Here is a 19,921-nt window from a genome sequence, read left to right as displayed (position 1 = left end):
TGATGGACGGGATAATCTCCCGGGGTCGATAATAAAAACCAAGAGTAGTAAACAATGCAAACTAAAACATTAGTAACACTGGCGGTTGCCGCCGCAATGGGTCTCAGTGCCTGTGGCAGTGACAACAAGGATGAGCCAACGGTGAGCGTAGATCTGCGGGTTTTGGAAACCACAGATCTGCACACCAACATCATGGATTACAACTATTACAGCGGCAAGGAAGACCCTACTATAGGTCTGGCCCGTACCGCCAGCCTGATCCATGCCGCCCGCAAAGAAGTCACCAACACAGTATTGGTCGATAACGGCGATCTGTTGCAGGGCAGCCCCATGGGCGACTATATGGCCAAGGTCGGTATCACCGATGGCGAAGTGCACCCCGCCTACAAGGCGATGAACCTGCTCGATTATGCCGTGGGTAACATAGGCAACCACGAATTCAACTACGGCCTGGATTTCCTGGAGAAATCCCTCGCCGGCGCCCAGTTCCCCTATGTCAACGCCAACGTCTATTGTGATGCCGATGATTGCTGGAAGGGACTCAAGAAAGGTGACAACCTGTTTACCCCTTATCTCATCAAGGAAACCGAGGTTAAGGACACTGACGGCAACAGTCACAAGCTCAAGATTGGCTATATAGGATTTGTGCCTCCGCAAATTATGCTGTGGGACAAGCAGAACCTCACCGGCAAGGTTCGCGCCGAGAGCATAGTGGAGAGCGCCAAGAAATTTGTGCCGCAAATGAAGGCTGAAGGCGCCGATATCATTATCGCCATTCCGCACTCAGGCATTGGCTCCACCGAAAACCCAGGCGATCCTGCCGCCGAAAACGCCACCTATGCCCTCACCTATGTCGACGGCATTGATGCCATCATGTTCGGCCACAGCCACTCCATCTTCCCCGATGCCCGCTATGCCGACCTGCCCAACACAGATGTGGAAAAAGGCCTGCTCAACGGTGTCCCCGCCGTGATGCCGGGTCGCTGGGGCGACAACATGGGCCTGGTCGACTTCAAACTGCAACGTAAAGACGGCAAGTGGACTGTGCTCTCGGCCCGCACTGAGGCCCGCCCTATTTATGACGGTGCCAACAAGACGCCTCTGGTGGAAGCCGATAAGGACATTCACGATGCGGTTGAGCTGGAACACCAAGGTACCATCGCCTTTGTCGAGCAGCCAATCGGGGTAGCCGCCGCCGACATGTTCAGCTTCCTGACGCTGGTGCAGGACGACCCGACTGTGCAGATTGTCTCCGACGCCCAGATAGCCAACGTCAAGGCCAAGCTGCCGGAAGCACTCAAGTCATTGCCGGTGCTCTCTGCAGCCGCGCCGTTCAAGGCCGGTGGCCGCCATAGCACCACCAGTGATGCCGATCAGTATGTGATGGTGGACAAAGGGCCGCTGACCTTCAAGAACGCCGCCGATCTCTACCTCTACCCCAACACTATGGTAGCGGTTAAGGTAAACGGCGCCGAGCTGAAAGACTGGCTCGAGTGTTCAGCCAACCAGTTCAACCAGATAGATCCTGCCAGCACTGAGCCGCAGGAGCTGGTGAACTATAACCACCCCACCTACAACTTTGATGTTATCGATGGCGTGACCTACAAGATAGACGTGACTCAGCCAAGCAAATACGACCGGGATTGTGCTCTGGTCAATGCCGATGCGTCGCGAATTGTGGATCTGGCCTTCACCGACAGCGAAGGCACTGTCTATACAGGTGAAAACCTGGCGGCCAAGGAATTTATCGTCGCCTCCAACAACTACCGCGCCTTTGGCGGAAAGTTTGCCGGCACCGGCAGCGAGCACGTGGTACTGGAACTGCCGGACACCAACCGTGAAGCTCTGGCGGCTTATATCACAGAGCAGTCCAAATACAATCCTGAAACCGACAAGTATGACGCCATGGTCAACCCCACGGCCGACTATAACTGGGACTTCAAGAGTATAGATACGGCTGTTGCCCTGGATATCCGCTTTGCGACCCAGGACAGTGACAAGGCAGCCAACTTCATCCAGGCCAACCAGCAAAGGACCATGACCAAGCTGAGTACCGATGAGCTGGGCTTTGCCGTCTACCGCATAGATCTCAAGCCTGCCCAATAAGACTGTCGATTGAGACTGAAAACGACCCAAGCGCCCTCAGGGGCGCTTTTTTATGTTCTTCGCAAGATTAATCTAAACCTCTGGCAATGTTATAAAGTAAGTACAATAAAACACCAGACTCACTCAGCCGTCACGACGGCAAGATTGCAGGAAATCTTTTATGTCTTCGATACCCGCGCCCTTCTCCCAAGCCTGTGAAAACAATCGCGAGCCGATACTCAAAATACTCAAACAGGCATTTTCAGGCTGCCGCAGGGTATTGGAGATAGGCAGTGGAACCGGTCAGCACTCGGTCTACTTTGCCCCGCAGTTGCCGCATCTGGTGTGGCAATGCAGCGATCAGCCCCAGTATCTGGATGGGATCCGCGCCTGGCATGCCAAACTCCCGGCGAGTAACCTGGCCGAGGTGATCACTCTGGAGGTATGTTCACCCTGGCCGCAGGCGGCAACTGAGCCGGCGCCGGATGCCATCTATAGCGCCAATACTGCGCATATCATGAGCCAGCCCATGGTGGAGGCGATGTTTACCGGCATAGGCAAAGTATTGCAAAGCGGCGGCCGTTTCTGCCTCTATGGCCCCTTCAACTACCGAGGCGATTACAGCAGCGACTCCAACCGGGTGTTCGATGCCATGTTAAGGCAGCGCGATCCGCAAAGCGGCATTCGCGATCAAGAGTGGATCCTGATGCTGGCTGCAGCCCAGGGACTTGAGCTTTGTCAGGACCATGCCCGCCAATAACCGCCTGCTGGAGTTTATTCGCAAAACGGCTCGCTAACTGAGAAAAAAATCACGAGACAAAGTTACGCGAAAAGGCCACGAGAAAAAATCGTGAGACAAATTCACGAGCCAACAGTCGTGATAAAAAGCAGTGAACAAAAAGTAGTGAACAAAAAGTAGCGGGCAAAATAAGCGTTTTACCTGAAAAGCTCAGGCGCTATCAGCCTCTGAAGCGCCTTTGTTTTTACACGGCTTTGGCGTAGAGAAACAGATCTGTGGCCTTGACCTCGCCCTGCTCCAGATAGGGTTTACGCAGGCTGTCGATGAGCTCAAACCCGGCCGCGGCCAACTCACTGACGAAAAACACTTCGGGATAATAGTGGATAAATACCCTGTCTCCTGCGCTGGAGCTTTGATAGCCGGACTCTTGATAGTCATCCTCCATGGAGGCCAGATACAGGAGCCCGCCGTCATTCAGTAGCGCACGGCAGTCTTGCAGTAAGGCAATCACATCCTGACGTTCAAGATAAGGCGTGACGAAGAGCAGAACTATTGCATCAAAACCCTCTAGCGTGTCTAAGCCATTAAGGGCATTAAAGTCATCAAGGGTATTAGAGCCATCAGAAACCCCAAGGCTTAGGGGCGTAGCTGCACTTTCAGGCACATCTAAGGTTGCGATAGCCTGCACGGCATCAGCTTCAAGCAGCGACGAAAGACAACCAAGCTCGCGGCTATCCAGCCGATAAAAACGTCCCTCGGGTAACAACTCACTGGCAAGTGCCACCATAGCCGGCGCCGCATCTATACCCACTATCTCGAGCTCAGGCACCCTTTTTGCCAACATGCCGCTGACATGCCCTGGGCCACAACCGATATCCAGTAACCGCAGGCGCCGTCCGGCACAGGCCTGATACTGCTTCAGCAAGGAGGCAAATCGGTTATGGGCCGAGTCATAACAATCGTTGCCGGCAAACTTATCCCGATAGGGAAGCGCCATTTTGTCAAAGGTTGCCATGGTTTCCCGGTACTTATCCATTGTGCTTCTCTCCCTGCACCATCAAGAGTCGAGGCTCAGCATACTGACTGGCACAGAAAAAAGCCAACCTCAAGGGTTGGCTTTATCATAGAGTACTTAGGAAGGTGCGAACAAGTCCCATGTGTGCTCTGCGTCGGCTTACAGGCCTGAATGCAAGGCGTGGTTCGCAGCAAATGGCCTTAGTCCTTTGCAAGAAGCACAACACAGCAGGCAGGTCTGTAAGCCACGCCCTTCGGGGCTTTCACAGCAACCAGCTTTCTGCGTTATCTGACTCAGGCAGGCCCCGGCATGCCTTCAGTCAGATGCCTTGAACGCCAATTGCTGTGTAAGCCACTCTCTACAAAAGAGAAGGCCACGAGGACTTATTCGCACCTTCCCTTATCAAGGATGGCAGACGTTATGCAGCTCCAGGTTGGTACCTATATCCTTGTTGCGGTTGGCCTTGGCGTCGTCGTTACGCAGCTGGGTCAGATGATCCAGATAGGCCTGATCCACATCCTTGGTGATGTAGTGGCCGTCAAACACTGAGGTTTCGAAGCGCTTGATATCCGGGTTTTCCATTCGCACCGCTTCCACCAGGTCGCTCAGATCCTGGAAGATGATGCCATCTGCGCCAATGAGACGGGCGATTTCATCGGCATCACGGCCATGAGCAATCAGCTCATTGGAGGTTGGCATGTCTATACCGTAGACGTTGGGGAAGCGGATCTCGGGCGCGGCCGAGGCGAAATACACCTTCTTGGCACCGGCTTCACGGGCCATCTCAATGATCTGCTCTGAAGTGGTACCACGCACTATGGAGTCGTCCACCAGCAGCACATTCTTGTCCTTGAACTCGGCGTTGATGGCATTGAGCTTGCGTCTGACCGACTTCTTGCGCTCCTGCTGCCCCGGCATGATAAAGGTACGGCCGATATAGCGGTTCTTCACGAATCCCTGACGGTAAGGCAGATCCATGCCACGGGCAATTTCCAGAGCAATATCACAGGAGGTTTCCGGAATAGGGATCACCACATCGATATCATGGTCATACCATTCCTTGCGGATCTTCTCACCCAGCTTGGCGCCCATGTTGACCCGGCTGGCATAGACTGACACCTTGTCTATGGTGGAGTCCGGACGGGCAAAGTAAACGAATTCAAAGATACAGGGGGCATAGCTTGGCGCTTCGGCGCACTGACGGGTAAACAGCTCACCTTCCGTGGTGATATACACGGCTTCGCCGGGAGCCACATCGCGCATCACTTCGAAACCAACGGCATCCAGTGCCACGCTCTCTGAGGCCACCATATACTCGGTACCAGAGGCTGTCTCGTGCTTGCCGAGCACCAGAGGGCGAATACCGAAAGGATCGCGAAATGCCACCAGGCCCTGACCGATAATCATGGCCACCACGGCGTAGGCACCGCGGGTATCGGCGTGCACCCGAGAAACCGCATCGAACACTTCATCCGGGCTCAAGGTCAGGCTGTCGGTCTTGTCCAGCTCATCGGCCAACAGGTTGAGCAGCACTTCAGAGTCAGAAGTGGTGTTCACATGGCGGCGCTTGTTACGCAGTCCTTCGGCCAGTTGCAGTGTGTTGGTCAGGTTGCCGTTGTGCGCCAGAGAGATCCCGAAAGGAGAGTTCACATAAAACGGTTGGGCTTCAGAGGCACTGGAGCTGCCGGCGGTGGGATAACGCACATGGCCTAAGCCGGCGTTGCCCTGCAGCCGCTGCATATGCTTGGGTTCAAATACGTCCTTGACCAGACCATTGGCCTTACGCAGGCGAAAGGCATTCTGATCGATAGTCACTATGCCTGCAGCATCCTGGCCACGGTGTTGAAGCACTGTCAGTGCATCATAAATGGTCTGATTGACCGCCGAGCGGCCAACGATTCCGACGATACCACACATGGGTAAGCTTCCTCATTGTAAGATGTTCTGATAATTGTATTTTTTATATTTTGGGTACAAAGCTTGAGGTATTTTCCAGGTAGTCAAAAAACCACTGAATAACCACCCCGAATTCGGGCACCAGTTGCGAACCCTGCCACCAATCGGTTTTGGGCGCGCCGGTAAAGGCATCCATAAAAAAGAGTATGGCACTGACTATCAATGCGCCGCGCAGCGCACCGAAACACAGGCCAAGAATTCTGTCCGTTCCCGAGAGCCCTGTCTTGGAGACCAACTGGCCTATCAAATAGTTCACCAAGGCCCCCACAATCAGGGTGACTACAAACAAGATGGCGATGGCAACCCCGTTTCGCAGCACCTCATCATTAATTTGGGTGATATGAACGGCAAGGTCCTGATAAAACTGGCTGGCGATGAAAAAGGCGGCGAACCAAACCACCAGCGACATGGCTTCTTTGGCAAAACCACGGATCAGACTGATAAGGGTCGATAATCCGATAACTATGATGATGGCGTAATCTATCCAAACCATGGGTAGAAGTATCCGGTGAAGATTTAAGTCGGCGGGATTTTACCAGAGAAGGCAAGCATTCTCACCCCCGGGGCGTAAATAATTGCTTGCCGACTCGGGGCAAACTGTCATCTTTCCTGTGGGTTATAGCGAACCACTTTACCCTTGAGTTTGGTCAACTCTTCAACCTTCTTCTGTTGCTGTTTGATGCGTTCACTGGAGACATCCGGACCGACAAATACCCGGGTCAACTTTCCGTCCACAGGCTTGTCCGGCAAGGTATAGGCGCTGAATCCGGCCTTGCGCAATTTGGCTACCAGGGCTTTGACATTGGCCGCATTACTAAAGGCGCCGAGCTGTAAAGTCCAGGCTGCATCACTGGGTTTAGCCTTGGGTTCGGGAGTCTTTTTGACCTCCTGAGGCTTGGATTGGGCGGTGTTGGAAACACTGTTTTCGGTAGCTTTCACCTCGGGAGCGGGTTCGACTTCAACCTGAGGCTCGTCTGTTTCCTGTGCCAAGTCCAGAGTCTCGGCGACATCCAGGGTTTCAAACTCTCCCGGCTCCGCCAATTGCGATTCGGTATCCGGCCGCAGCGGAATTTCAGTGAACTGCTCTTGCTGGCGCTCTTTCTTGCCATCGAGAATGTCAGGTAAAAAGATCACCCCCAAAGCGACCAATACTACGGTACCTACCAGACGGTTATGAAACTGAGTCGACAAAATATCTTCCTTCCAGTCTTAGATAAGCGCTTTAAAGCCCGAAACAGTGTAAAAGGAGCCAAAGACAATTACCACATCTTCGGCGTCGAGTTTGGGTTTGAGGTATTGCCAGCAATCTTGCATCTGCTCAAATTCCCGGGCGTCACAGCCATCCGGCAGGGCTTTTTGCAAACGGCCAGCATCGGCACCACGCTCATTATGCAGCGTCACCAACAACCAGCTGTCTATGCTAGGCGCCAGCGCCTGCATCACGCCTTCGATATCCTTGTCCTTGAGCATACCGCAAACGCCATAGACTCGCCCCTTGGCTTGCAGTTCATCCAGCCTTTGCGCCAGATAACGGGCCGCGTGGGGATTGTGCGCCACATCCAAAATAATCAGCGGCGCCTCACTGATATGCTCCATTCTGCCACTGAGCCTGGCACTGGCGAGCCCTGAGCGAATCGCCGCTTCGGAAAGTTCTGGCCAGAGTTGTTCCAGCGCCGCCAAGCTGGTGGCGGCATTGGGCAGAGGTAATTTCGGCCTGGGTAAGCCCTCAAACTGCCAGTGCTCACCGCAAAAATCCCAGCCTATGCTGGTTTGCTTGTAGGAAAATGCCTGCCCCACCGCTTTGAGCAAAGCGCCCTTTTCATTGGCAACCTCAACTACGCTGGCAGGCATCTCGGCATCCCCTACTATCGCCGGGCGGTTCTTACGGAAAATGCCGGCCTTCTCACGGCCAACCAGCTCCCGAGTGTCACCAAGATACGCCTGATGATCAAGATCTATGGCGGTTACCACACTGACATCGGCATCTATGATATTGGTGGCATCCAGCCTGCCTCCCAGGCCCACTTCCAGAATAACCAGATCCAGCTTGGCCTGCTTGAACAGCAGTAACCCAGCCAGCGTGGCATATTCAAAGAAGGTCAGCGAGGTGTCACCCCTGGCCGCTTCTATGGTTTCAAAGGCCGAGATAAAGTCGCTATCCGGTGCATCGACACCGTCTATCCGCACCCGCTCATTGTAATTGATGATATGGGGCGAGCTGTAAACCCCGACCCGATAACCCGCCGCGCGCATCATCTGCTCCAACATACGGCAGGTGCTGCCCTTGCCATTGGTACCGGCAACTGTGATCACCTTGGTGCTGCCCAGTGACAGCACCCCGAGCCTGGCCGCAACTTGAGTAACCCGCTCAAGCCCCATATCGATTTCGGTCGGATGAATGGCCAGCAGGTAGTCCAGCCAAACAGACAAAGGAGCGTTGGCTCCCGGTAGCTGATGCGGATGAGCGGATGATTGCGACATTTGATTCTTCCCTTAAATCTTGATGTTGCCGCAAGCAAAAGCGTGGCGGCAACAGCATGCTAACGGTTTCAGTCCGGCATAAACAGTGGGCCCATAGCCAGCTTGGGCAGTTGATATTGCTCAGGATAACTGACATGCACCAGATAGAGGCCATTGGGTTTGGCCGTGGGGGCAGCCTTGGTTCTGTCTTTGAGCTCCAGCAACTGTCCCAGCCAATCCAGCGGCTGATTGCCAAGCCCCACTTCCAGCAGCGAGCCGACAATATTGCGCACCATGTGATGCAAAAAGGCATTGGCTTCGATATCCACTATCACATACATGCCCTGTCGGGTCACACTGACCCTATGCACATTGCGAAACGGGGTGCGCGACTGGCATTGGATCGCCCTGAAACTGGTGAAGTCGCGCTCGCCCAGCAGATACTGGGCCGCCTGATGCATCTTCTGTTCGTCTAGGTCACCGTGATAATGGCTGACGCCACCACGCAAAATGCCGGGACGGAAATTGTGGTTGTAGATGATATAGCGGTAGCGGCGAGCGGTTGCCGAAAAGCGGGCATGAAAACTGTCATCCACCTCTTTGGCCCAGCGCACCGCGATATTGTCCGGCAGATTGGCATTGACGCCCAGGGTCCAGGCGCCTTCTTTACGCACGGCAGAAGTATCAAAATGCACCACTTGCCCGGTGGCGTGTACCCCGGCATCGGTGCGACCGGCGCATTGCAGTGCTATCGGCTCATTGGCGACCATGGATAAGGCCCGCTCCAACTGCCCCTGAACTGAATCCACTTCGGCCTGGCGCTGCCAACCATAATAGCCGCTGCCGTCATATTCGATACCCAACGCGATACGCATCTGTTTCTCCCCTAATCTCAAGGCGGCGAATTCTACCACAGAGCAAGCATTCGCCTCCAAGAAAAAGCCCGGACAATAAACGGACTGCATAAAAAACGGCGCTCCAGGCGCCGTTTGAGTATTGATTGAGCTCTAGCCCAAGGTTTTTATCAGGGCTACAGCTTCCTCTTGCTGGCGGGCGTTGCCGTCCAGCTCCACCTCTTTAAGCAATGCCTTGGCGCTGTCTTTGTCATCGATTTCGATATAGGCCCGCGCCAAGTCCAGTTTGGCATTGACAGAGTTTTCCTCATCATCGACATCGACCATAGCGGCGGCGCCAACGAGGGAGTCGAGCTCACCCATATCCACATCCAGCTCCTTATAGGGATCGGTATCACTGTTGCCTTCATCGGCTTCACTGAGCAGGCGCTCAATATCGATAAAACCGTTTTCCTTCTGGAAGGCGCTGAGATCGTGCTCAGGTACCATGCTGGAAGCCACCTTGCCTTTTTCTTTGGCATCGAGGGCCGCCAGTGCTTCATCCACTGTCAGTTTATGGTCTTCGAGATCCAGCGAGTCATCATCATCCAGTTCGAGACTGAATTCCTCATCCGCCTCCGCTTCCTTGGCAACGTTTTCAGAAAAAGCGGCCAACAGGTCATCGTCGCTCAGGCTCTTGTCACTGTCGTCAGTATCCTGGGCCAGGTCAATATCCAGAGCCTGCTCGGTATCTATTACGCTGTCTTCAACATCAGCAGCCTGTTCCTGATTAGAGAGTTCCTCTTGAGCCAAGAGCTCTTCTATGGCTGAAGGCTCTTCTTGCGCTGAAGGCTCTTGCTTTTCTTGCGCTGAAGGCTCTTTTGGCGCTGAGGGCTCTTCCTCAACCAAAGGCTCTTTGGGTGCGGAGGGCTCCCACTCAAGAATATGGGGATCATGGCTCTTGCTGCCGGCCTTGAGATCGTCGAAGAAGCCGGAATCCTTGTCGCTGCGTTGAGCGCTTTGTGGCGCGCTGTCGGTATCCCTGCTCTCATCGGCTAAAGTATCGGTTTCATCGGACTTCTTAGGCTCATCCAAGTCCTCAACCTGCGACAAGCCTGCCAGCATGGCATCCAATTCGGCATCGCTGCGCTCAGTGGCATCACCCGACTCAACCTCTGAGCTATCTTCCTCGTCAGTCTCAGCTATCGCCTCATCAAGGTTATCTATCGCAATTACGTCATCCGCAAGCCCAGCCAACAAGGCGTCCAGATCTTCACTCTCTCCCTCAGCTTGAACCGGCTCTGCTTCAGCTTCCTGAGTCTCGACAGCATCGCCCAAGTCATCGAAGCCTGCCAGCAAGGCATCTATGTCTGCCTCTGTATCGCTGGAGTCTATGGCAACATTGTCATCTTCAAGCTCTGCGGCGATAGCGTCACTTAAGTCTTCCGTTTCAATGCTCTCTTCTGCAGGCGAGTCGAATCCAGCCAACAAGGCATCAATGTCTGCTTCTTCGCCCAGCTCGGTATCAGCTGAGTCATCCTCATCCAGCTCGGCAGCAATGGCAGCGCTAAGATTTTCCTCGGCTTCAGTCTTACTATCGTCTTCAACTTGAGTACCGGCTTCAATTTGAGGTTCTGTGTTTTCATTGACGTCAAACCCGGCCAGCAGCGCATCGAGATCGGCTTCCTGTGTCTCATCCAGAGTTTCTTCAGCCTGCTCATCTTCGGCCAATTCGGCAGCGATGGCGGCACTGAGATCTTCATCCTCATCAATGACTACAGCGCTGTCATCGGCCTGGCTATCCAAATCCAAACTCTGCAGCTCTGTATCCAATTCAGGCTCGGGGCTCTGCTCTTCGGGTTCGAGATTGAGATTCTGTTCAAGCTCGGCTTCAAAGCTCTGGTCGAAAGCGGCCGTCACATCTTCGGGTAAGGTTTCACTGAGCTCAGGCTCTGATGCTGGAACACTTTCGGCCTGCAACTCTTCAGGAATGGTTTCCTGTTTATCGGTATCGTCCAATCCGGCCAGCAGTGAGTCCAAGTCTTCTTCAGCGGGTTCTTCCTGCTCACCCGACTCCTGCTCGCCCATGGCTTCGGCCCAAAGATCATCAAGGGACTGGCCTTCATCTTCGGCCTCTTGGGTGTCATCTCCCTCTCCCGAGTCGATGAACATCTCCTGCGCCATGTCCATCTGCTCGTTGTCACTCTCAACTTCCGGCTCAGGCTGCAGCGCTGAGCTGTCGACATCCAGCAGTGAATCAATGGAATCGTCCGGATCATCATCCAGATGCACCGCCAATTCGTCGTCGGCATTGGCCATCTCGGCTGTGGCCGCGCCGGCGGCAGCCGCGGCAGCCATTGGAGCCGCTTCGGTCTGTGGTGCTTGGGCATCACTCTGTTTACGTCTGCGGCGCAGCATGCTCCATAGCAATAACAACAGCAGTACCGCGGGTATGGCCGCGGCCAGGGCCAGTAACAGCGGGTTGTCCATCAGGCTGCGCCAGAGGTCGTCCGGCTCATTAGCCGTAGCACTGGCAGCTTGAAGTTGCTGCTTGAGTTCAGCATTTTCGGCTTTGAGTTGCTGCTCCTGCTTTTTGCTGGCCTGCAGCGATTCTTCCAACACAGACAGACGCTGATTCAGTTCATCGATTTGCGCTTGCAGCCCTTGGTTATCGGTATTGGCCACTGTGAGCAGATCCTGCGCGCGTCCCAGTTCATCGGTCAGGCTCAGATTGCGGCTCTGCAGCGCTTCAATGCTGTTGTCGTCGGCCGTTTCCGGAGTTGCTTCCGTGGCTGCTTTTTCGGTTGTGGTGGCTGGCGATTTGTCTGCAGCCACTTGAGTTGGCTCAGTCGCTGGCTCACTGACTTTCGGCTGCGCGCTGTTTTCCTTGGCACTTGTAGCTACCTTGGATGGCTGCGCCGCCGTTGGAGTTTGGGTGGCCGGCGTTGGCTCTTTTGCGGCTTGGCTTTCACGCTCGGGGGCTTTGGCAGTTTCAATTTTGCCATCATCTGCTTTTAGCGGCTTACCGGAAGACCAGCTCTTGTCGTCCTGCTCGGCACGGGCTCTGGCCATACTCTGGGGAATAGCCTGCATCACCTCTTTGGAAGGGATCAGCAGTATCATGCCCCGTTCCAGGCTGTTGTAATTATTGGAGGTGAAGGCGTGCGGGTTGGCCTCAAATATAGCGGCCATGACCTGATAGATGCTAACACTGGAATCCGGTCTGACTTTCTGGGCAATGCTCCAGAAGGTGTCTGATGGCGTAGTCGGTCCATACTGGCGTACCTGTTGGCGCACCTGTTGGCGCACCTGACCATCAGGGCCGGTAATTTTCAGGCCTTCTGCATGGGCGGGTTCAATGAGAGTACCTTGGTTCAGGGCAAAAAAAGCGGCCATCAGGCCAACAAGATATGAAGTGCGAAAGTTCATCCATTCTTCCCTTTCAAGCGCTGGTTTCGCCAACTGACGACTGGCTTTAGGCATTTGTATTTATTGAGATTACTATAAACCAGAAATGTCCGCCCTGCTACTGTTCACATTTGCAAAACAAAAAAAGCCTGCTGCTTGCAGGCTTTTTCAACAGAAACAAGAAGTTCTAGAGATAATCGCGGATTAGGATTTCGCCTATCTGTACACTGTTGAGCGCCGCGCCCTTGCGGATATTGTCAGAGACCACCCAAAGATCTATACCCAGATCGTGGGAAATATCCTTGCGCACCCGGCCGACATACACAGGGTCACTACCGGCACCTTCGGTGACAGCTGTTGGATAATCATCATCATCTTCAAACAGCACCACACCTTCGGCATCCCGCAATACCGCCTTGACTTCCGCGGCATCAACCGGCTGCAGCGTCTCGATATGAATCGCTTCCGAATGGCCATAGAACACAGGTACCCGTACCGCGGTAGGGTTCACCAAAACCTCGCTGTCGCCGAGGATCTTCTGGGTTTCCCAAACCATCTTCATCTCTTCTTTCGTATAGCCATTTTCCATAAACTTATCTATATGCGGCAACACGTTGAAAGCTATCTGCTTATCATAAACCTTGGGCTCTGAAGGCAAGCCCTGCAGCAGCTTGGCAGATTGACCCGCCAGCTCTTCAATCGCCTTTTTGCCTGTACCGGAAACCGACTGATAAGTGGCCACATTGATACGGCTGATCCCAAAGGCATCATAGATGGGCTTGAGCGCCACCAACATCTGAATGGTTGAGCAGTTGGGATTGGCGATAATATTACGGTTACGGAAGTCGGCAATCGCCTGTGGATTGACCTCTGGAATAACCAATGGAATATCCAGGTCGTAACGGTAGTGGGAGGTGTTATCTATCACCACACAACCGGCATCGGCCGCTATCGGCGCCCACTTGGCCGAGACATCGCCACCGGCAGAGAAGAAGCCTATCTGCGCCTGAGTCCAGTCGAAGCTCTCCACATCGAGGATCTCTACCTGTTTACCGTGAAAACTCACAGTTTCACCGGCGCTGCGACTGCTGGCCAGCGGAAACAGATTCGCCACCGGGAAGTTACGCTCCTCAAGGATTTCTATCATGGTTTGACCCACAGCCCCTGAGGCACCCAATACGACAACGTTAAATTCCTGCGACATTTACAGACCGACTCCTGAAAAACCTAAATGAGACAACCAATCTACCCCAGAACCCCCGGCGTTTGAAAGAGTCAAAGCACTGAATTCTCGCCTATGGCGGTGATTTTTTCTCATGTCATCAAAACCTGCGGGGTTTTTCAGCATTTTCCGGAATTTTTCATCGTCATCACGTAGATCATAAATAAATCGGCATAGAGACAATAATGCCTTTTCATCGGGCATACTGCTGATATCGAGCCGGGAATTCCAGCGCTCGGGCAATAGAGTGGCAAGCGACTTGTCCGCCGGGCGATTGAGTATCGCCATCAAGGCCTGATATAACATGAAAGTGCCCCGGGCCTTGCCTTCCAGGCTGTAACCGGCAATATGCGGGGTAGCAAACTCCACCAAAGACACCAGTTCCATCATGGGGTTGGGCTCCCCTTGCCAAACATCCAGTACCAACTTGAGGTCCGGCCGCTTGGCCTTGACCCGGATCAGCGCGCGATTGTCTATCACTTCACCGCGGCAGCAGTTAAGCAACCAGCAGCCGGGTTTCAATGTCTCCAGTCGCTGCTCGTCAAACAGATACCAAGTAGGATGTTCGCCATCCCGGGTCAGAGGTACGTGCAGACTAACAATATCGGCGCCGGCAATCAGTTCATCCAGGCTGACAAAACGGCAGCTGTCTCCAGCCTTGGCCAGTAAGGGGTCGCAGAGCAAGGTATTGATTCCGTAGGCTTCAAGGCAGCGCGCCAGCGCCGAGCCGGTATTGCCGGCGCCGACTATGCCAACGGTTTTGCCCTTGAGCTGAGTATCAAATCTGTTGGCCAACTCCAACATGGCGATAAAAGCATACTCGCCAACTGCGGTGGCATTGCAACCTGGGGCATTGGAAAAGGGGATATTACGGGACGCCAGATAAGCCTTGTCCACATGATCTGTCCCTATGGTGGCACTGCCGACAAATTTAAGCTTATGTGCACCTGCCAGCAATGCCTCATTGACCTCGGTGACCGAGCGCACCAGCAAGACATCGGCATCTGCTACGGTGGCCGCATCCAGATGACGACCATCAACGGCCACTATCTCCCCCAGCTCGGCAAACAAGGGCAGCACATAGGGCATATTTTCATCAACCACCAACTTCATCGACTTTCCTGCTCTGTTGTGGATTAAGCCGCTATTCTATCAGCGGCCTGCAGACTTGTCTGAGTCCGGCGCACATTTAAGGAAGGTACTAACAAGTTCTGCGTCAGCTCATAAGCAAAGAAGGAAGCCATTCGGCTTCCTTCTTGTTTCACTGCATCAAGGCGCTTACTTGTACTTGCGCATCACCAGTGTGGCGTTGGTGCCGCCGAAACCGAAGCTATTGCTCATAACAGTGTTGAGCTCGGCGTCGCGGTATTCCCGTACAATTGGCATACCTTCTGCGGCCGAGTCCAGATTGTCGATATTGATGGAAGGCGCGATAAAACCACCTTCAAGCATCAACAGGCTGTATATAGCCTCATGAACACCGGCTGCGCCCAGGGCATGGCCTGTCAGCGACTTGGTTGAGGCAATCGCCGGCATCTGGCCGTCGAAAACTTCACGCAAGGCTTCCAACTCACGCACATCACCGACAGGGGTAGAAGTACCGTGAGTGTTAACATAATCGATAGGTGTATCTACTGACTCCAGCGCCATCTTCATGCAGCGCACCGCACCTTCACCGCTTGGGGCAACCATGTCATAACCGTCTGATGAAGCGCCGTAGCCGATGACTTCGGCATAAATCTTGGCACCACGGGCCAGCGCGTGCTCCAGCTCTTCAACAATCACTATGCCACCGCCACCAGAGATAACAAAGCCATCACGGTCGGCATCATAGGTGCGGGAAGCTTTTTCCGGTGTGTCGTTATACTTGGTCGACAAAGCGCCCATAGCATCAAAGCCCATGGTCAGGGTCCAGTCGATCTCTTCGGCGCCGCCGGCAAAGACCATATCCTGTTTACCCATCTGGATAAGTTCCACCGCGTGACCGATACAGTGCGCACTGGTGGCACAGGCCGAGCTGATGGAATAGTTCATCCCTTTAATTTTGAAGGGCGTCGCCAGACAGGCACTGGCAGTAGAAGACATAATCCGCGGCACAATATAAGGACCCACACGCTTGACGCCTTTGGCACGCAAGGTGTCTGCCGCCTGAACCTGGTTGGAAGACGAAGCGCCGCCGGTACCCACGATAAGACCCACACGAGGATCTGAATACTGCTCTTCGGTCAGACTGCTGTCTTCAATAGCTTGCTGCATAGCCAAATAGGCGTAGGCTGCGGCATCACCCATAAAACGCAACGCCTTGCGATCAATAAGCTCTGCGGGATTGAGTTTGATGTCGCCCCAGACATGACTGCGCAGCTGCATCTCCTCAAACTGATCCGAGTGGGTGATACCACTGCGGCCAGCCTTGAGAGATTCAGTCACTTCTTGTTTGTTATTACCGATACTTGAAACAACGCCAATTCCGGTGATCACGACTCTTTTCATGTTTTACTATCCATTCCGTACAATTCAGTACCTACTTTTGCTGACGCCATGTTAGCCGTTTTACAGCATTTAAGTGGTCAGCTTTCCGTAAACTTGGGTAAAATAATGCCGAACAAGGCCTCCAGAGTAAAAGATTGCCCGTGAAACAGGAACAACTTCGGCCATCCGGCAGTGAAAATACGCAAACTTGCAGCCAAAATCCCACATCTGCAGAAACAACACAAGCCCCGGCGACAACTCTTGCGCCCTACCAACAAACCCGGCTCGATGACAAGCCCCTTGGACGGCAAATCTGTCTGGCGGCGGTAGGCGGCGAAACCCTGTTGCCGCTGATACAACTCTGGAGCCAACTAAGGCAGGATTATCCCAAGCTTGTGTTACAACTTTTGCTGTTCGCCGCCGATAAAAACTCTCAGGCCGAGTCGCTCGAGCTTCTGAAAAACAAACTGCAATTATGGCAGAAGGCAAAAAATACGACATCCGCCGAGAGTCAAACGACTGCAGTAATGAGTTTGCTCGCCGAGCTGCAGGCAGGAAAACCCATGGCGCTCCCAGGCTGCCAGCGCTTTGTGCTCGATGGCGGCAGGCTGAGACTGGATCTCTATCTTGAATTCGACGCTGTGCTGCTCAAAGAGCTGCCAGGTTTAAGCCATCAAGGTTGGATAGACAACTGGCTGTGGCTTGCCGAGTCCTTGCCCTCTCAGGCAGCAGCCTGGCAGATGGCTCGCCTGGCCAAAGACAGCGCCGCCCTGCTGTGCTTACCGGAAAGAAAAGAAAGATTTGCGCCCTTAATGGTCAATAGCGGCCTCAATGCTGCGGATTTTAGCAGCCCGGCATCGCTGCTTTTGACTCACCAAACTGAGCTCGAGCCTATCGCCAAGGCAGAGCGCCTTGCCTTGCGGCACCAAAGCAGTGCCCGGCTGGCGCCCTGGCCACTCTATCGGGAGCCGGCGCTTGCAGCCGATGACAGTGTTGCCATTATCGGCGCCGGTGTGGCCGGCTGTCAGTTGGCGTTGTCGCTGGCAGAGCGTAAACAAGCCAGCCAGGTATTTTGCAGCGAGGAAAACGCGGGTGAAAGCGCCAGCGGCAACCGTCAGGGCGCGCTCTACCCGCTGTTGACTCCGGAAACATCCGAGCTCAACACCCTGTTCCAACAAGGTTTTCTCTTTAGTCGGCGGCGGATAACCGCGCTGGCTGCCGCCGGTTTCGATATCGCCCATGACTTTTGCGGTGTGTTGCATACAGGTTTTGATGAGCGAAGCCGCGCCCGTCTGAATAAGATTGCCGAGGGCCAAAACTGGCACTCGGATATTCTGCGCCGGGTCGACAACACTGAGGCGACAGAGCTTGCGGGATTGGATATAAAAGAAGATGGTCTTTTTTACCCTCTGGGTGGCTGGGTCTGTCCCAGAGCCCTGTGTCAGGCCGCCATCCAATACGCCGTCTACTCGACTTACTGTGACTTTCAACCCCGAACCCATATCAGCGAGATTTCAAGAGAAGGTAGCCTCTGGTGGCTGAGTGCAGCCGATGGTCACCGCTTTGGACCATTCAAAAAACTGGTGCTGGCAAGCGGCGCTTCGCTGACGGCGCTGCCACAAACTTCGGCCCTGCCCGCCTCCCCCTTTCGCGGCCAGGTCAGTGAAGTGGCAACCCAAGGCGGTTTGGGAGCGCTTAAGACTGTACTCTGCGCCAAGGGCTATCTCACCCCGGCCTGGGAGGGTATTCATTGCCTGGGAGCCAGTTATGTTAAAGATCCCGAGCAATTGGCCTACAGCGCAGTCGAGCAGAGAGAAAACCTGCAAAAAATCGCCATGAGTTATCCGGATGCCGACTGGCACCAGGGGCTGGTGATGGGGCAAGGTGCCAGAGTGGGTGTGCGTATGGTCACCCGGGATCACTTCCCCATGTTGGGACAAGCGCCGGATGTCGAGGCACTAATGCAGGGCTATCAGCAACATCAGCACACTCCCGAGAGTGCCCGCTACTGGCAACAGACGCAGGCGCCTGTGCATCCGGGTCTGTATGTTCTTGGTGGTTTGGGCTCCCGCGGCCTCAGTACCGGCCCGTTGGCGGCGGAAATTCTGGCATCAGAGCTTTGCCATCAGCCTTTGCCTGTGGGAAGTACACTGCTGCAGCGCCTCAACCCCAACCGGATGTGGATGCGAAAGCTCATCAGAGGCAAGGCGCTGTAAACTCTCTGCATTCGCTATCATTTCAGACACAAAAAGTCAGACACAAAAAAAGCCCCGAACGGGGCTTTTTCTTGCTTAAACCAGACTCAGGCGGCGATCCGCTGTTTCAGTTCTGACCAAGCGTTATCCACCAGACGGTAATCGGCATCTTCAAGCTCTTTGGCTGCCAGTTTCAGGCATTGCTGCATCCGCTCATTCAAGGCATCCGGCCCTTGCTCTGACTCGTTTTCCAGCTCGGCCAGCACCACGGCAAAATGACCCTGCAGGTAACCGCTGGCAAACAGGGCATCATCGTCACCGCCGGCCACTATCTCGCCAATCCACTGCTCCAATGCCTGTTCGTACTTCTCTAACATGCTCTACTCCGCTAAGTCTGGGTTGGCCACCTGATACATCACGTAATCCCGGTAACCTGTCACAATTCGATAATAGCCACTAAGTTCGCTATCCAATTTCTGGTCGCCACTATCCACGATAAGCGGCCTGCCTTCAAGTGCTTTTAGTTTGCTTTTGGTGGCAAGAATGATGATATTTTCCTTAGCAATGCGCCTGATAAGCTCGGGCGACAACTGCTGATTGCCACGGCCAAGAATGTGCCCTTGGCCGCCTATCAGGGTAATGACCAACTTAACCTTTTGATTTTCAGTGGCACTCAATAACTGCGCCGCATTAAGATCTGAGGCCAGCAGGGCCTTGTTCTGCACCAGATCCACCCCGAGCAGGGTGTTATCGAGCCCCAGCTCCTCCATCACGGCCGCCACTGTACTGCCGGAGCCCATAATATAGAGCTCATCTTCCATATCGCCGACCACCTCGGCGGCAATATCCGCCAGCACCAGTTCATCCACCTCGCGGCCGCCCATCTTCACCGCCTGGATATATCGCGGCTCGGCAGGCACTGTCATTTCACCATAACGCCGCGCCCTGACCGTGCCTTGGCGGAAGGCCTCTTCATCTATGTCCATCACATCGGCGCTCATCAGACTCACCAGGGCGCCTTCCAGCAGTTGCTTTAATACCAGCCCGGATGCATGGGGAGTAATGCCGTAAACACCCGAATGAATTTTGACCCCGGCCGGTACACCGAGTACAGGGAAGTGCTCACCGACAACGCCATAGATATCCCTTGCCGTGCCATCGCCGCCGGCAAACAGCAGCAAGTCCAGCTCCTGCGCCATCAAGGCCTTAGCGGCAGCCTGGGTATCACTGCGACTGGTATCCATTGCCGCCTGGTAACACACCTTTGTGCGAAAACCCAGCTTTTGCGCCAGGTCGGCGCCCATGTTACCCGAGGCGGTATAAATTTGCAGGCGCTCGGCAAAAGGCGTTATCACAGCCAAGGCCTGCTCCATTCGCAGCCCGGCCTTGGGGGTGGCGCCAAGGCTCAGCGCCTCTTTTGCCACACCGTCGCTGCCCTTGAGGGCCACACTGCCCCCAAGCCCGGCCAGCGGATTAATGATAAGGCCCAGTCGAAACATTTTACTCATAACTCTCTCCGGCAAATGATGCTCTGCTCTT

The 19,921-nt window shown here is 54.3% G+C and carries 14 protein-coding genes and 1 pseudogene; 3 read left to right on the top strand and 12 right to left on the bottom strand.

What is annotated here, in order from left to right; genetic code table 11:
• The first annotated feature begins 54 nt into the window (after window positions 1–54).
• Window positions 55–2,106, top strand: a complete 2,052-nt coding sequence (locus tag E1N14_RS08860) for a bifunctional 2',3'-cyclic-nucleotide 2'-phosphodiesterase/3'-nucleotidase (RefSeq protein WP_025010466.1) — start codon at window positions 55–57, stop codon at window positions 2,104–2,106.
• A gap of 160 nt (window positions 2,107–2,266) precedes the next feature.
• A pseudogene (locus E1N14_RS08855) lies at window positions 2,267–2,882 on the top strand (DUF938 domain-containing protein).
• A gap of 186 nt (window positions 2,883–3,068) precedes the next feature.
• Here E1N14_RS08855 and E1N14_RS08850 read toward each other — a convergent pair.
• The 10 genes from E1N14_RS08850 to fabB all read right to left on the bottom strand — a co-directional run bounded on the left by E1N14_RS08850 (window position 3,069) and on the right by fabB (window position 16,208).
• Complete coding sequence (locus E1N14_RS08850; RefSeq protein ID WP_025010465.1) at window positions 3,069–3,860, bottom strand: class I SAM-dependent methyltransferase; 792 nt, start codon at window positions 3,858–3,860, stop codon at window positions 3,069–3,071.
• Window positions 3,861–4,241: 381 nt separating this feature from the next.
• Window positions 4,242–5,756: an amidophosphoribosyltransferase gene (gene purF, locus E1N14_RS08845; protein WP_062793938.1), complete on the bottom strand. Its 1,515-nt coding sequence runs from the start codon at window positions 5,754–5,756 to the stop codon at window positions 4,242–4,244.
• A 43-nt stretch (window positions 5,757–5,799) separates the two neighbouring features.
• Window positions 5,800–6,288, bottom strand: coding sequence for a CvpA family protein (locus tag E1N14_RS08840; RefSeq protein WP_025010464.1), 489 nt, complete (start codon window positions 6,286–6,288; stop codon window positions 5,800–5,802).
• A gap of 107 nt (window positions 6,289–6,395) precedes the next feature.
• Window positions 6,396–6,986, bottom strand: coding sequence for an SPOR domain-containing protein (locus E1N14_RS08835; RefSeq protein WP_037437005.1), 591 nt, complete (start codon window positions 6,984–6,986; stop codon window positions 6,396–6,398).
• 18 nt (window positions 6,987–7,004) lie between these two features.
• A complete protein-coding gene (gene folC, locus E1N14_RS08830; protein WP_062793937.1) occupies window positions 7,005–8,276 on the bottom strand; it encodes a bifunctional tetrahydrofolate synthase/dihydrofolate synthase in 1,272 nt (423 codons plus the stop codon).
• A 68-nt stretch (window positions 8,277–8,344) separates the two neighbouring features.
• Complete coding sequence (truA, locus tag E1N14_RS08825; RefSeq protein ID WP_025010463.1) at window positions 8,345–9,130, bottom strand: tRNA pseudouridine(38-40) synthase TruA; 786 nt, start codon at window positions 9,128–9,130, stop codon at window positions 8,345–8,347.
• A 132-nt stretch (window positions 9,131–9,262) separates the two neighbouring features.
• Window positions 9,263–12,517 carry a FimV/HubP family polar landmark protein gene (locus E1N14_RS08820; protein WP_062793936.1) on the bottom strand — a complete coding sequence of 1,085 codons (3,255 nt, stop codon included), beginning with the start codon at window positions 12,515–12,517 and terminating at the stop codon, window positions 9,263–9,265.
• Between the two features lie 166 nt (window positions 12,518–12,683).
• Complete coding sequence (locus E1N14_RS08815; protein WP_025010462.1) at window positions 12,684–13,700, bottom strand: aspartate-semialdehyde dehydrogenase; 1,017 nt, start codon at window positions 13,698–13,700, stop codon at window positions 12,684–12,686.
• A complete protein-coding gene (locus E1N14_RS08810; protein WP_062793935.1) occupies window positions 13,701–14,831 on the bottom strand; it encodes a 4-phosphoerythronate dehydrogenase in 1,131 nt (376 codons plus the stop codon).
• 165 nt (window positions 14,832–14,996) lie between these two features.
• Window positions 14,997–16,208: a beta-ketoacyl-ACP synthase I gene (gene fabB, locus E1N14_RS08805; protein WP_062793934.1), complete on the bottom strand. Its 1,212-nt coding sequence runs from the start codon at window positions 16,206–16,208 to the stop codon at window positions 14,997–14,999.
• A gap of 140 nt (window positions 16,209–16,348) precedes the next feature.
• On the opposite strand from fabB, the gene mnmC1 reads away from it, so the two are divergent.
• A complete protein-coding gene (gene mnmC1 / locus E1N14_RS08800; RefSeq protein WP_025010461.1) occupies window positions 16,349–18,403 on the top strand; it encodes an FAD-dependent 5-carboxymethylaminomethyl-2-thiouridine(34) oxidoreductase MnmC1 in 2,055 nt (684 codons plus the stop codon).
• Between the two features lie 86 nt (window positions 18,404–18,489).
• Here mnmC1 and E1N14_RS08795 read toward each other — a convergent pair whose 3' ends face one another.
• Both E1N14_RS08795 and E1N14_RS08790 read right to left on the bottom strand, forming a co-directional pair.
• On the bottom strand, window positions 18,490–18,759 hold the full coding sequence (locus E1N14_RS08795) for a YfcL family protein (protein WP_025010460.1): 270 nt from the start codon (window positions 18,757–18,759) through the stop codon (window positions 18,490–18,492).
• A 3-nt stretch (window positions 18,760–18,762) separates the two neighbouring features.
• On the bottom strand, window positions 18,763–19,890 hold the full coding sequence (locus E1N14_RS08790) for an ATP-NAD kinase family protein (RefSeq protein ID WP_025010459.1): 1,128 nt from the start codon (window positions 19,888–19,890) through the stop codon (window positions 18,763–18,765).
• Window positions 19,891–19,921: the final 31 nt, after the last annotated feature.

It is taken from the genome of Shewanella algae, assembly GCF_009183365.2.
Classification (GTDB): Bacteria; Pseudomonadota; Gammaproteobacteria; order Enterobacterales; family Shewanellaceae; genus Shewanella; species Shewanella algae.
Note: the sequence above shows the minus strand (reverse complement) of the source record. Positions and strands in the feature narration are given on the sequence as shown.

What these genes read in the sequence shown, in the direction of transcription:
- E1N14_RS08850 (WP_025010465.1), bottom strand. Translation starts at nt 3,860, where the DNA reads ATGGATAAGTACCGGGAAACCATGGCAACCTTTGACAAAATGGCGCTT.
- E1N14_RS08840 (WP_025010464.1), bottom strand. Translation starts at nt 6,288, where the DNA reads ATGGTTTGGATAGATTACGCCATCATCATAGTTATCGGATTATCGACC.
- E1N14_RS08810 (WP_062793935.1), bottom strand. Translation starts at nt 14,831, where the DNA reads ATGAAGTTGGTGGTTGATGAAAATATGCCCTATGTGCTGCCCTTGTTT.
- truA (WP_025010463.1), bottom strand. Translation starts at nt 9,130, where the DNA reads ATGCGTATCGCGTTGGGTATCGAATATGACGGCAGCGGCTATTATGGT.
- E1N14_RS08860 (WP_025010466.1), top strand. Translation starts at nt 55, where the DNA reads ATGCAAACTAAAACATTAGTAACACTGGCGGTTGCCGCCGCAATGGGT.
- purF (WP_062793938.1), bottom strand. Translation starts at nt 5,756, where the DNA reads ATGTGTGGTATCGTCGGAATCGTTGGCCGCTCGGCGGTCAATCAGACC.
- E1N14_RS08815 (WP_025010462.1), bottom strand. Translation starts at nt 13,700, where the DNA reads ATGTCGCAGGAATTTAACGTTGTCGTATTGGGTGCCTCAGGGGCTGTG.
- folC (WP_062793937.1), bottom strand. Translation starts at nt 8,276, where the DNA reads ATGTCGCAATCATCCGCTCATCCGCATCAGCTACCGGGAGCCAACGCT.
- E1N14_RS08790 (WP_025010459.1), bottom strand. Translation starts at nt 19,890, where the DNA reads ATGAGTAAAATGTTTCGACTGGGCCTTATCATTAATCCGCTGGCCGGG.
- fabB (WP_062793934.1), bottom strand. Translation starts at nt 16,208, where the DNA reads ATGAAAAGAGTCGTGATCACCGGAATTGGCGTTGTTTCAAGTATCGGT.
- E1N14_RS08795 (WP_025010460.1), bottom strand. Translation starts at nt 18,759, where the DNA reads ATGTTAGAGAAGTACGAACAGGCATTGGAGCAGTGGATTGGCGAGATA.
- E1N14_RS08820 (WP_062793936.1), bottom strand. Translation starts at nt 12,517, where the DNA reads ATGAACTTTCGCACTTCATATCTTGTTGGCCTGATGGCCGCTTTTTTT.